The sequence below is a fragment of the Nostoc sp. genome (assembly GCF_036916655.1).
Lineage (GTDB): Bacteria > Cyanobacteriota > Cyanobacteriia > Cyanobacteriales > Nostocaceae > Nostoc.
Genome location: NZ_JBALFY010000099.1, coordinates 60,851 through 74,210, shown reverse-complemented (window position 1 = coordinate 74,210; position 13,360 = coordinate 60,851). Strand labels below are relative to the sequence as shown.

The window sequence follows — 13,360 nt, the reverse complement described above, 5'->3', positions numbered from 1 at the left end:
TAGTATTTACTTTGTCTCCACATAAATTTCTCTACCAAACTGCCTGAATTCATCATCGAGATAATATAGCGAATTTCGGATTGCTTGGCGTAGTTTACAAGCAGGTTCCAGGCAATCGCGCTCGTAGTCCATTAATGTTAATTCTAAATGAGGATAGAGAATTTTTAGAAAACCTGATGCTGATTTGAGAATAGCATTTTGGTCACGAATAGTCACATTTTTGGCAAATTTCGTATGCTGTTCTACGTAGAATCTGAAGCGATTATCTTGGCGTAGAGATAGTAATACTTCACCAAAGAAATCCATTTTTAACCCAACTTGAGAAGCTATCATTTCTCTTTGAAACTTCGGAATTTTCCAACCGGGAATAATACCAGATAATCGGTCTAATAATGCAGTTTCGGCAAAAAACTTCGGGAGGTTCGCAATTAAATTATCTTCATTGCGTGGTTCTAATTGATCGTCTAATTCAATATTAGCTAGCATCACTAACCCGCAGTCACTAGAAATATCTGCAAAACCAGAGCGATTATAACGACCACTAGCCAGATAATTTTTAAGTGGGCCAATCATCTCTTCAGGATTATCGAAGGTTAAACTTTGAACTTCATCTAAAACCACAACTTCATGACGACCGAGTAGCCCAACTTCTTTAGTTCTGCCGTTGATAAATAATTGGGCAGGAGTAACTTTACCACCACTAATTAAAGTAACTTTACTAGTGATATTTTCAAAAAAGAAGCTTTTTCCAGTACCTTTAGGAGCTAATTCTATGACATGGTAATTAGCTTCCACTAATGGTAATAATCTAGCCAAAATCCATGTTTTAGCTTCCTGCTGATAACTGGGATGCTGGGGGTTAAAACCCATTGAGCAAAATATTAAATCCCGCCATTGTTGTGTATTGAATTTTGCTCGACATTCCGCATAGCCTTGTAAATCAACTTGTGAACATTGAAATGGTTCAAAATCCATCACTTCCACTTTGCCATCGGGAAGCATAGCCAGAGTAATTTTGCCCCATATTCCTTGGCGTAGCAGTATTTTATAACGTTCGACAATATCAGTCGCAATGCTACATTCAGTCAAATTTAATGTAGGAATTTGTGCCAATGGTTCAGGAATTACTTTTCCTCCCTGTTCTAATTTAATGCGTACCTGCATTAAAGCAATGAGTTTTCGGATTTCCCCTTGAGTGAGGTCAAAAATAATTTCATTCCGGTCATCTTTCCGGGGAAAGGCTTTTTTAATAAAACTATTGATTTTCTCTAATTCTATTGATGTAAGTGTTCCTGAACCGGGTACTATTTTATCTAATAACCATTCAGCCACAAAACTAGGCACGCCAATAGAACTGAGTCCACTAGATGGGAGTCTAGTTTTATCTATACAGAGATTTCCGAAAACCTCACGAACCAAATCGTTATTATAGGTTGTTGCTTCCCAAGAATTCATCTATATCAAATCCACTACTATATATTTGGTTAATAATAATTTTTGAGTCAGGAGTGAGAGCAGTGCTTTCAATTTCAGCATAGGCAAATCTAAAAGTTAAATTGCCAGTTAAAGATAAGTTATTTACCGAAGAATTTGGGGGCAATGTGGGTACTTCGCAAAGTATTACCTGAAAACTGAAGCGCTGATTAGCAGAAATTTCTTGCTTTAATAGTTTTCCCTGCTGAAAATCAGGTAGTTCGTGAATATATAGGCAAAGGTCTGTTAGCGGCACTGAGTTAGGATTGTCAATAGTAATTTCTAGTTCTCCTGCCTGTTTGGGTTTGCCTTCACCCAAGCAAAAAACCAGCACAGGAAGACGTTGAATCGATTTTCGCAGAACAGATACGCCGACCACAACTTCTTCGGGAAATAGCCCACCGTGAGAACCGATAATTTTTTTATTGCTAGTGTAGCTAAAAGAACCTAAGCTAGCGGAGCCTTTAACAATACTAATATCGTGAGGAAGACCGTAGCGATCGCCTTCTAAAACCACAAACCTAGTATCATCAGTTTTACCAATCGCCATTCTCCCCTTAGCTTCCAGTTCTGGAGGGCAATGGGTGATTTTTTCGGAAGTACCCATCATTTGACCATGATCGCTGGCAATAACGATTCTTAGCGCATCTGGATCGGGGTATTGTTGCAAACAGTAATCAATTCTCTTGGCAATGCCTTCTAGGGCGTGGGGACGGTCAAGTTTGTAAAGACTTTGCCAATCTTTTTGAGTGTGATAAAGACTATCGAACTCATCTGTATCCCAGCAATATAACTTAGAAGTCTTTTTTCTCAAAGCGCTGTCAAGTCTGTCAACTTGTCTATCTGTATAACGTTTGCCCATACCCATTTTTACAAAAGCTTTGCCAGCATCAGCAACCCAAGCAGGATCATTAGGCAAAAGTTGAGCGTATAAACTCCATTTGGCATATTCTGTTTTAGTGGGTAGGATGCTAAACCGAGGCTCAATGGCAGTTTCTACAACCAGTTTGTAATTATTCGTTAGTAAAGACAAAAGTTCTAGATGATCTAACCATCCTAAGCCATCGACCACAACCCAAAAAACAGGACTTTCTTGGCAAAGATTTTGCACTCTTGAGGCAACACTGTAGTTGAGGTAGGAATTTTCTACTGAGTCTACCTTCATTTTGGGGTAGTGCTGAAGCATCCACTCAACAAAGCTATCCGCCAAACTATCACTAATTTTTGGTGCAACGGCAGGTTGCTTAATAACTTCCCAGCGACGGAAAGGCAGGTAATCTTTTGTTGCCCAAGCTAAAGCTTGCCCAGGAGTAGCATCTAAAGCCAAGGGTTGGGGGGGATGTTGATTAAGATTTAATTCTTGCTTCTGCTGATAGCTAAGATAAGGGGTAACTTTGGCTTCTCTGGCTTGATTAATCCAGTTAGGTCGATTGCCAAGAACCTTGTAAGCACAATTTGCAATTCGCTCCATACCTACTTGGTTCGCAGGCATTAGGGTATCCAAGACTTTACCTTCGGTGCGAGAAATGAGTTGTTCCCAATAGGTGTCAAACTCTTGTCTGAGTAAATCGGGAATTGGCAGAGGATATTTACCAATCTCGTTAAAAACTGGTTCTGCTATACCTAACCACCGACGCAAAAGCGATAATTTATCTTCAATTTGGTAATAAGTTACTAACTCATGTTCTTTAAATTGTTGCTGCCAAACTTGCTCAAAAGGTTTGTATTCTTGTGGAACTAAAATTGCTAACCAAGTGGCGAGATGAGAAATGGATGCTTGGGCAAACCATATCTGCCCATTAATTTCAGTGATGTTATCTGCTAAAAAGTGGGCAATGGGGTTGTCTTGGGGATAAGCATCTAACTTGTTAGCGAAAATCAGTAATTGCTCGTTAGTCCAGTCTTCCGGTAAGGGTACAGTATCAAACAATTGTGCTAGTTTGTTGCGAGGATGCTGCTTAATTTCCGCGATTTCCTCAGTCCTATTCCACGATCGCAGCCAAGTTTCTGCCCATTTGCATAATCGCTCACCTCTTACCCAGCAAGGATCGGCACTGATTCCAAAGAACTTTATCCATTCCACCTCTGTTGTAATTCGGATATAGCCGGAGGGAATATCGTACAATCCAGTGGGGTCTAGTATGATATTTTGATCACTCATCCGTCTTTTCTGAGAGAATTTGCCCTAACCTCTCGTACACATCTTGTTGCCCTAAACGGGTAAGTTGCCGCAACAGTACGAAAATTTGATTGGTTATATCTTTCTTCTGTTCCTCAACGCATTGACGTTCTATATTCTCTAGTAACTGAGTTTCTGTAACACTAATTAAGTTAATATAATCAGATTTTCCAGCTTGAATTTGCTCAAGTAGATTGTTAGCTACCTCTAGTTTCTCCGCATCATCAAGCGATTCGTTTATTTGAGTACAACTGTTTTCTAAATCTTTAACCCATTGCTGGGCAGCAGCTTGTTTTTGTTGGAGAATTTGCGATTCTTTTTGTTCATATTCTTCTATTTTATGCCTAAGACTTGCTTCTAACAGAGAAATTATCTCTTGAAAGCGGTCAGCATTATAAATATTCAACTCCCCACTAGCAATTATTGCCAAAGCATCATTACAACTGGGAATAGAATCACTTTGTTGATAGCGGCTTTCTAGGCTTTGTATTTGCTCTAGATCATGCTTTAAACTCTGAATTTGTGGTTGTAGTTCTTGATAAACTTGGTAATCAGCCGAATCTTGAAAGACAACATCAAGCTTAGCGTATTCAGTATTAATAACATCTAATTCTGTGAGATTCTTTACTAACTGTAGTTGAGTGCGGAGATTCGCCAGACTAGAACGATCGCTAGTGATTTTGTTTTGAATTGACTGTACAATCTCAGCAAGTTCACCCTGAAATTTATCAGGATAATTGAAGCGAGATTGTAAATTTTCAATTTCTTGCAGCGCTGCTTGAGAAAGATGAATAGTTTTGATTTTTGTTGCAGAATTGCGAATATTGTGCATGATTTGTGTATCTTCAGCTTGCTTTTGTCCTGCTTCTGCCTGCTGCCTAATGTCTGTTAATCTGATATTGCTGGTACGCAGGCCATTTTGCAAACTCTCAATTAAGTGGGGAGGCAAGTCTGCAATTTGGTTAATTTGGTCAATAATATGTGGAATTTCTCTTTGATAAGCATTGCAAGCTTGTTCGGTAGATAGTGACTCAGCACGCTTGTTTTCTGCTGCTACAAGTTGATCAATTTTATTACTGACAGTTTGAAATGCTTGAGAGAAGCGATCGCGTTGTTGTTGTGTTGGTAAAATTGAGTTGTTTGGCGATCGCTCCAACAGTTGCGGGTAAAGTGGTAAAAGTGCTGACAATTGTGCATCATGAGGTAGATTTTCCACAGCTTGCACTGGTTGGAACCACTTGTCAATTTCAGCAACCGCAGCACTCATCTGCTTTCTATTCTTAGTTAATTCTTCTTTTTGTAACTCATCTGGTTCATTAGACTCTAAAAAAGCAACAACTGCCTCTAAATACTGCTGCGCCTGATCGTAATAGTTTATTAGTGATGCCGAAATTGGCATTTCTGCTTGTTGGCGACGAATCAGTTTAGACTTTTGTTTAACAATCCAGTCGTCAACAAATGCGGTGGGGTTTTGGAGAATATCAGTATTACCCCAGTTTTGCAGAGACTTATCTTGTGAAGGAACAAACTCTCCCTTCTTAGTAGTAATTTTGACGCGTCCTCGCAAACAAACTTCTTTGCGGTGGATTGCCAACCATCCTGCCAGCAACATGGTAAAGTTATACTCGCTATAACCAAACGGTGGGGCAGAAAGTACTTGCCAAATTTTTTCTAAGTCAACAATCTTTTGTGGCAATCCTTCTAAATCAGTTATTTCAGAAATTTTATCCCAAGCAGCGCGGATTTTTTCATGAGTTGGTTCTTGAACGATATACTTATCAGACGTTTTCTTAAATAGACCCCATAACTTCACAAAAATCTGGTCAAGAACAGTCCTATAAGACTGGTCTTGAAGTGTTTGTTGACTGATATTATCTTCTATGAAGATTTGTTTTGCAGTCCAGCCGACAATTTTTTTACCTGTCTGATGGTCTGAACGCATTTTATCAATTTCATCCACAGGCGGGACGAAGGGATACAAATTTTGTAGAAGTACGCTGATTACCCGTTCTGTTTTGTGTTGTTCTGTTGGTGGAATTTTCTCGATTCCCACACAATAATAAGTGCAATTATTTAATAACTGCGTTAACCGTGTGCTTACCTCTTCTTGCCAACGCTGAAGCTGTTCTTGATAAGCTTTTCCTAACAATTTTTGAGAAGTAGGGTTAGTTTCTTCAAGAGCTTTTATCTTGAGAATTACACGAGCTAAATTTCCAGTTTCTTCTGTAGGAATAGCAATCGCAATTCGATTATTAATTAGCGATTTAGACAAGTAATTAGCTATATTATTCCGTAATTCTTGTAACTCTTCTTGTGTTTCGGCGATTACATACGCGAAAATTCCCTTTTCTTTAGTATCGTTTAGAGTACGATTGTTCTCTAACGCTTTAAGGAATTTATCAATACTATATATTTTACGCTCAAACTGCCAATCTTCACTCACTAGTTTGTTATCTTTAACAAATTTTGTTGCAATAACTGTGGTATTATAAGGATATTTTTTAAGAATATTAATCTCTCCACAATAAGCAACAACTTCGTTAATTGATGTTGGCTTTAATTTGATTTTTTCTTCAATTTCTTGTTGAATGCTTTTAGGATTAATTCCTTCCCAGAAACGATAAAGTTTTATTTCTGGTCGGTGGTAAATTAAATCTCTTTCCTTTTCAAGTTTATCTAGTCCTGCCTGGAGTCGAGATTTAGATAAACCTGTCAAACTTACTAAAATATCTTGATGTTCTTCTCGGTCTGGTTTGGTCAGGTTCTCGCCACTAGCTTCATATAAAAACAAGGCTTTGAGAACAACTAATTCATCGTCAGTCTCGGCACCTGCCACTAAATCCACAGCTTTTTTGTAGTGGTTATAAACGGGGTAGTTAGAAAAGTTTTCAAGAAAAGTATCGACTAAAGCAATGGGATAGATATAATTGGCTTTGCCAGCATTTTCCACAGGTTGAGTTGCAATAAACTTTTTCACATCACCTTTTATAAACTGGATAGCAGTTCTATCTTGGGTAAAATCAAGGTTGCACAGCAGATAAGCCGTCAGAGGATGGAGGGGAAAACAACCCTCGGATAAGTGGGTAGAAAATTCTTCAAAAGACCAGCCTTTATTTTTATAAATTTTAATTCTTCGCTCGAAAGCTGTTTCAGCTTCTCTCCTCAGAGTGTTATGCCATTGGGAACGAAATGTTTGCCAAATAGATGCATTTTTTACCAACAATAAATTCTCTATAACCAGTTCTAAGCTAGAAGCAGGGTTGTAAGTAGTCCCATCTTTTGGTGCAAGGCGAGTTGCAATCTTTTGGTATTCTGGTATTACATTGGCAGAAATCCCAACTCCTTGAGCGGGATGAATTTGGGTGAAACTTAAAAGAGCGATTTTGCCTTTATAGTTTTCGCAAATGTTGGTAATATTTTGCAGTGCAGTACCTCCAGCACCAATATCATCTGCTGCCCAAGCTTTTAGATATTGGTTTAGCTCATCAAATAAAATTAAAATCCCTTGAAAGTGAGCATTTTCACCAATGCAATGATTTTTTATCAGGTCTTCTAAAATTGCTTGGATATTTATATCAGCAGTAAAATCAGGAGTAAATCCCGTGATTTTAAAGGCAATTTTTTTAACAGTGGATATTACACCAGAGTTATTTTCTCTGAGTAAGCGAATCAGAGAATTTAAATCACCATCAGGATTATCAATACTTTGTAAATATTTCTCTGCCTTTACCCTATTCTCTGGATTCAAAGTTTCCAAATAGCGCAAAGGTTCGCTGCATATATGGTGTGCTAAAGAATCTTGAATACCTGCTGCTTCTAGACTTTTAACGAGTTGTTGGAGAAATTGCTTTCTGATATCACCGCCGATGTCACCACTCAGACAGATAACTAAATGTTGGTGGCGTTGGTTTTGTTTAAAAAGCTTCAATCCTTCAGAAATAGCCTGATTTTTGGCAGATGTCGCTTTTTCTACTTGTGACAAAATCCCTTGCACTTCCTGACTGTGGAAGGGTTTTTTGAAAAAATTGGCTACAGCGATCGCAAAATGAGATTTACCCTTACCATATTGTTGAATCATCAAATGGATATTCGGCTGATTTGGACTATGATAGCTACGGCGTACCGCATCCAAAATACCAACCGTCGATAATTCAGGTTTTGTTGAGTCGTAATTAAAGATAAAACTCTCACACAAAGGCAAATTCTTCTCTAAATCATCCAACATCCCAAAGTTGACAGAACTGGCAATACTACCCTTTTCGTTGATTTCAACAAGTTGGTTGAGGAGCATAATCAATTAAAATAGCAGATGCAAGGTGATAATTATCCTGAAGGAATACGCTTAATTCGCTCTGACGACCAATTTTTGGGTGCTAGTTGCTGGGGTAACAGTATCCACAAAAGTTTTTCTAACTTGCGAGTCTCTTCCAGTCGCTTCCAAAAAAGGGTAATGTGACTACCAGGTGTCACCTGTAGATAAGTAATCAGACAATCTAACCCTTCCAGTAAAACAATCTGCTTGTTAACCCCAGAACACATTGACTTGATAGCAGCCAATTCCAGATCCAAATTATGATGAAGCGTGAGAAAATTTTCTCCCGGATGAATCCTTTGTAGCAAATTTTTTCGGTAGTTGACCCGTTGGGCATTATTGTCAAAAGCGATACGTACTAGTTCGCTTTCATCAGGTGTATCCCACAGTAGCAAGTGAATTCTGTCATCGGGTCTAGCATCTCTCAGTAGGAAATCAGCTTTATCCGTCATAGGCTTTTTCCAGCAGTGCCAAAGGTTCATCCCAGCGCGGAATCACTTGAAAAGGAGGTACTGCCCGTCGCTGTTCGATGATGCCGTAAGCTTCTAGTGCATTTAGCTGTTCCTGTAGTGTGTCTGCTTTGATTCCCAGTACAGCAGCAATTCCCATTTTCTGGTTCACGATGGACTCGGTAAGAACAGAACCTTCGCCTTTAAAGTCACGTTCCCACAGCTTGGCTAGGAAATATCCCACTAGGTAAGAGTTAGGTAAATGGGCATTTCCAGCAACATATTTATCCTGTTGTTGAATGATAAACTTGCAGGATGCTAAAGCTTGAAACTCAGTGTATGCCCGCAAGATAAATTTGATTCTGTCAGCAATCACTTTGCTTTCTTCTTCAAACTCGGAAGCAATATGATACAATAATTCCTCGCTAGTAAATTTACTATAACGAGGCAAGAACGTATATACAAAGTAAGACCATCCACCCCAATCAACAGGATTTTCTGGTGTTTGTTGTAGTCCTTTATCACCAAAAGTTAAATAAAAGTGCATCAACCAGTCTGTAATATTTGACTCTAAGCCTGAGTCTAGTCGCAAGACAATTTCGCCTTCCCGACTGGGGCGATTATTCTTAATTAACCCTGCACGTACTGCCCAACTTTTTACTCGTCCTACTTTGCCATTGCCTAAACTTGTTTTCTCCATCAAATTAGGCAAGCTATCATTTAAGCCTTTTTCTTGGGCAGCAGTATGAAGCAGTCTATTGATTTCGTCTTTTTTAAAGGAAAAAGAGCCATTAAAATGTAATTGCAATTTAGCCATAATATATTTTCTAAATGCGAAGTTTAATTAAATATATTTTCCTGACACTAGATTCAAAATATATATGAGATATTGACTGCGAGGATATAGACAACTATTGAATTGTATATTCCTAACTACTATATATACCACTTTAAATATTGATATTAGTGTGCGTAGACAGACTCACTCTTCCCCTTTTATTTTTAGTTATGGAATCCCCAATCGAAAGAATAAAACTCTCCCAAACAGCCAAAGACCAACTTACCAAACTTAAACGCAGCACCAAAATCGACCAATGGAATATTCTATGCCGTTGGGCATTTTGTCGTTCCCTCGCAGAATCAACCACACCGTCCCCCGTCCCAATTCCCCAAGATAGCAACGTCGAAATGAGTTGGCGCGTTTTTGGCGGCGAAATGTCTGATATACTTCTCCTCGCCCTCAAACAACGCTGTCACAACGATGGTTATCCCACCGATAAAGAAACCCTCGCCACCCAATTCCGCTTACATTTGCATCGCGGTATTGGCTACTTAGCAGGCGATCCAAATATCAAGAAAATTGAAGATTTAATTGAACTGGCGGTTAAAAATTGAAAGGATATTAGTTGACTGTTAACTCTTCACCGTTAACTGACAACTAATATTATGCCTGAAGCGCTAGAAATTGAGCGTCATCGAGCTGCGATCGCTCGCATTGATATATCTCGTCCTGTACGATTGGCTATAGAAGGGTCAATCCTCAATCAAGACACCACTTTTTTTGACTACGGCTGCGGCTACGGTGGTGATGTGCAGCGAGTAGCAAACTTAGGTTACACCAGTGCAGGTTGGGACCCTTACTATTATCCCGATGTACCACGCACCGCCGCCGATGTGGTCAACTTGGGTTATGTCCTCAACGTTATTGAAGACTCAGAGGAACGCCGTCAAAGCCTAATCCAAGCTTGGGAACTCACTGGGAAAGTTTTAATTGTCGCGGCTCAAATCCTGATTAACGCTCCCAGTAAAACCCAACTTGCTTACAATGATGGCATTGTGACGCGTCGCAATACTTTTCAGAAATATTACGAACAACAAGAACTCAAAACTTATATTGATGAAGTCCTAAATGTCGATGCAGTACCGATCGCACTAGGCGTTTACTTTGTTTTTCGAGATGAAGCCCAAAAAGAAAGCTACAAAGCTGTCCGCTTCTTTTCTGCGACTTCTACACCCAGAGTCCGTATTCCCATAAAGCGGTTTGAAGACTATCAAGAACAGCTACAACCACTCATGGCTTTTTTTACCAAGCGCGGTAGACTACCTGTGAAAGGCGAGTTGGAAAATGAACAAGAGTTACTCAGCGAATTTGGTAACTTCCGCCGTGCTTTCGGTGTAATTTTACAAGCTACTGATGAGGCTGAATGGGATGCGATCGCTTATCGTCGTTCTCTAGATATCCAAGTTTATCTTGCCCTGACCCACTTTGATAAACGTCCTGCATGGCAAAAGCTAGCCCCAGAAATGCGTCACGATATCAAAGCCTTTTTTAGTAGCTATGAGGAAGCGTGCCTTGTAGCCGATCAAAAGCTTTTCAGCTTAGGTAAACTTGGGGTGATTAAAACTGCTTGTGAAAAAAGCAAAATTGGTAAACATACACGCGGTGCTATTTACGTCCATGTTTCGGCATTAGCAGCACTCGATCCCATACTACGAATTTGTGAAGGTTGCGCTAGCCGTACCATTGGGCGTATCGATGAAGCGACATTAATCAAATATCACACTGATAAGCCGCAAATATCCTATCTGTCTTACCCTGAATTCGATACCGATCCCCATCCGGCGTTAAAAGCCAGCATCGGTATTGATTTAAAAACCCTCTTCGTCACTCACCGAGACTACGAAACTAGGGCAAATCCACCGATTTTGCACCGTAAGGAAACATTTGTTACCAGCGACTACCCAGGCTACGAAGAATTTGCTAAACTCACCCAACAAGAACAGGAATTAGGATTGCTCAATAGCAAAAGCGATATCGGCACTCGTGAAGGTTGGAAAAAATGCCTCGCTGCCCACAGAGTCGAAATCAGAGGGCATCAGGTTTATTCAATTAAGGAAAATTAAGGAATAACCACACTGTTAGAGTATTGCTGATATGTATTTTATAGCAAAGTGCTGAGTGCTGAGTATAAACCCAGTTGCTTCAAGGCTTTTGTCAATCAACACTGTCCTAACATATCTGACTACAGCTATAAATAAAGGAAATCTTAGCAGGTTTGTGTGCTTATACGAAATTAGACAGCAGTTATGGCAAGATAACTGCAATTCAATTAAATAACAAGGAATCTTCAAGATTGTGGAAGTAAATAAATCGCTGCTACGAATTTTTGGCAGCCCGAAGATGGGAGCTTTGTTATTTCTTGGCTTCTCATCAGGGTTGCCCTTGTATTTAACCAGTCAGACATTACAAGCCTGGTTGACCAAAGAAGGAATCAGCTTGGCAGCGATCGCCGCTTTTAGTTTAGTAAAGCTGCCCTATTCTTTAAAATTTCTCTGGTCGCCTTTACTAGATAGATTTGTACCGCCTTTTTTGGGGCGGCGTCGAGGTTGGCTGGTAATTACACAAGTAGCATTACTGTTAAGTATAGCTATCATGGCTCTACAACACCCATCCCAAGGGCTACAACCTTTAATAATTGCTGCTGTGGCTGTTGCCTTTTTTAGCGCCAGCCAAGACATTTTAGTTGATGCTTATCGTACTGATGTCGTGGAAGTAGAAGAAAGAGGTGCTGGAGCGTCTATTTACTTATTGGGTTATCGCATTGCCATTTTAGTAACCGGTTATGTAACCCTATTTTTGGCAGATAGGATGCCTTGGCAAGCTGTTTACTTGTTGATGTCGCTGTTGATGCTCGTGGGCTTGGTAAGTTCTATTTTTGCACCAGAACCAGTCCTACGCGATCGCCCACCTCAGACTTTATCCGCCGCCGTCAAATTACCCTTTATTGAATTTTTCCAGCGTCAGGGATGGTTACAAGGACTTTTAATTTTGGTATTCATTGTGATATACAAGTTGGGGGATTCTTTACTCAAGAATGTATCCACCCCATTTTTGTTAGATAAAGGTTTACATTTCACTCAAACCGAGATCGCATTTCCTGGTGCGCTAGGAATTTTCGCCACTATTATTGGTACCTTGGCAGCAGGAGCAGTCATGACCAAAATTGGTGTTAATCGGGCGCTGTGGATATTCGCCATCATGCAGGCTGTCGGCAACTTGGCTTTCTTTGCGTTAGCAGTAATAGGTAAAAACTTCTATCTAATGTTAGCTGCCGTTAATATAGAACAATTTTGTGCAGGTTTAGAAACTGCTGCTTTTGTAGCATTTTTGATGAGTCTTTGTAACCAAAGCTTTTCCGCTACACAGTACGCCTTACTTTCGAGTTTGCAGGCTTTTAGTAGAGATATTGTCACGGCTCCAGCAGGTACATGGGCACAAGCCACCGGCTGGTCTACATTCTTTCTACTGACAGCAATAGCAGCTTTACCGGGATTACTATTATTGCCATTCTTTGCCCCTTGGAATCCAAAGCCAGTGGTAGTATTATCCAGACCAGGATTAGAGAATGAAGAAGAGGATATATGGGGAATCAAGTAGTTATTGCTGTCGGCACATTTATTCTCTTACTCACTGGTTTATTACTTGGCTATGTTCTCTCGCAGTTAGTTCTAGGATATCTAGCATTTAACCTCCTAACTTTTTTCGGAACACTCAGCCTAATTTTAATTTTTGGTACGCTTTATTACGTTTTATTTTGGCAGTTGCGAAGAGAGCAGTCCCGGCCATCAACTATAAATGAAAGCATACCAAACCAGGTAGAGGAGGGTTTATCTGATAGCTATCTCAAAAATAGGCTAATCGCTAAATTATCCGGTGATACTGCCGCTGCCGAACGGTTAATTGAACAGGCAAAGGAAACTTATCCTGGAATGCCGGAAAATTGGTATTGCGAAAGAGTGCTTGACGAATTGGAGAGCGATCGCCAGAGGGAGTAGGGGAGCAGGGGGAGCAGAGGGGCAGGGGAGCAGGGGAGGATGAGGAAAAAATAATCAATCCCCATACCCAGTCCCCAATCTCCATGCCCATAACATTGCTAAAATAAATCA

General features: G+C 40.0%; 9 protein-coding genes. 4 read left to right on the top strand and 5 right to left on the bottom strand.

What is annotated here, in order from left to right; translation table 11 throughout:
* Positions 1 to 6: 6 nt before the first annotated feature.
* The 5 genes from brxL to V7L31_RS26415 are packed head-to-tail and all read right to left on the bottom strand — an operon-like array spanning position 7 to position 9,230.
* Positions 7 to 1,455, bottom strand: coding sequence for a BREX system Lon protease-like protein BrxL (gene brxL / locus V7L31_RS26435; protein ID WP_334699014.1), 1,449 nt, complete (start codon positions 1,453 to 1,455; stop codon positions 7 to 9).
* Positions 1,427 to 3,634, bottom strand: coding sequence for a hypothetical protein (locus tag V7L31_RS26430; RefSeq protein WP_334699013.1), 2,208 nt, complete (start codon positions 3,632 to 3,634; stop codon positions 1,427 to 1,429). The genes brxL and V7L31_RS26430 overlap by 29 nt, the downstream gene beginning before the upstream one ends.
* On the bottom strand, positions 3,627 to 7,943 hold the full coding sequence (locus V7L31_RS26425; protein ID WP_334699012.1) for a hypothetical protein: 4,317 nt from the start codon (positions 7,941 to 7,943) through the stop codon (positions 3,627 to 3,629). Before V7L31_RS26425 ends, V7L31_RS26430 begins: the two co-directional genes overlap by 8 nt.
* Positions 7,944 to 7,975: 32 nt before the next feature.
* A complete protein-coding gene (locus V7L31_RS26420) occupies positions 7,976 to 8,416 on the bottom strand; it encodes a hypothetical protein (protein WP_334699011.1) in 441 nt (146 codons plus the stop codon).
* Positions 8,406 to 9,230 carry a DUF4007 family protein gene (locus V7L31_RS26415; RefSeq protein ID WP_334699010.1) on the bottom strand — a complete coding sequence of 275 codons (825 nt, stop codon included), beginning with the start codon at positions 9,228 to 9,230 and terminating at the stop codon, positions 8,406 to 8,408. Before V7L31_RS26415 ends, V7L31_RS26420 begins: the two co-directional genes overlap by 11 nt.
* 191 nt (positions 9,231 to 9,421) lie before the next feature.
* Here V7L31_RS26415 and dndE point away from each other — a divergent pair, with 191 nt between their 5' ends.
* The 4 genes from dndE (at position 9,422) to V7L31_RS26395 (ending at position 13,249) form a co-directional block, all read left to right on the top strand.
* Positions 9,422 to 9,808 (top strand): DNA sulfur modification protein DndE, encoded by a 387-nt coding sequence (gene dndE, locus V7L31_RS26410; protein ID WP_094345020.1) that lies wholly within the window; start codon positions 9,422 to 9,424, stop codon positions 9,806 to 9,808.
* 51 nt (positions 9,809 to 9,859) lie between these two features.
* Entirely contained in the window at positions 9,860 to 11,317 is a 1,458-nt protein-coding gene (locus tag V7L31_RS26405; RefSeq protein WP_334699009.1) for a DNA phosphorothioation-associated putative methyltransferase, read from the top strand.
* Positions 11,318 to 11,549: 232 nt separating this feature from the next.
* Complete coding sequence (locus tag V7L31_RS26400) at positions 11,550 to 12,851, top strand: AmpG family muropeptide MFS transporter (protein WP_334699008.1); 1,302 nt, start codon at positions 11,550 to 11,552, stop codon at positions 12,849 to 12,851.
* Positions 12,836 to 13,249 carry an ABC transporter permease gene (locus V7L31_RS26395; RefSeq protein WP_334699007.1) on the top strand — a complete coding sequence of 138 codons (414 nt, stop codon included), beginning with the start codon at positions 12,836 to 12,838 and terminating at the stop codon, positions 13,247 to 13,249. Before V7L31_RS26400 ends, V7L31_RS26395 begins: the two co-directional genes overlap by 16 nt.
* Positions 13,250 to 13,360: the final 111 nt, after the last annotated feature.

Bases quoted from the DNA above. Each gene is read 5' to 3' on its own strand.
- brxL (WP_334699014.1), bottom strand. From the start codon at position 1,455: ATGAATTCTTGGGAAGCAACAACCTATAATAACGATTTGGTTCGTGAG.
- V7L31_RS26430 (WP_334699013.1), bottom strand. From the start codon at position 3,634: ATGAGTGATCAAAATATCATACTAGACCCCACTGGATTGTACGATATT.
- V7L31_RS26425 (WP_334699012.1), bottom strand. From the start codon at position 7,943: ATGCTCCTCAACCAACTTGTTGAAATCAACGAAAAGGGTAGTATTGCC.
- V7L31_RS26420 (WP_334699011.1), bottom strand. From the start codon at position 8,416: ATGACGGATAAAGCTGATTTCCTACTGAGAGATGCTAGACCCGATGAC.
- V7L31_RS26415 (WP_334699010.1), bottom strand. From the start codon at position 9,230: ATGGCTAAATTGCAATTACATTTTAATGGCTCTTTTTCCTTTAAAAAA.
- dndE (WP_094345020.1), top strand. From the start codon at position 9,422: ATGGAATCCCCAATCGAAAGAATAAAACTCTCCCAAACAGCCAAAGAC.
- V7L31_RS26405 (WP_334699009.1), top strand. From the start codon at position 9,860: ATGCCTGAAGCGCTAGAAATTGAGCGTCATCGAGCTGCGATCGCTCGC.
- V7L31_RS26395 (WP_334699007.1), top strand. From the start codon at position 12,836: ATGGGGAATCAAGTAGTTATTGCTGTCGGCACATTTATTCTCTTACTC.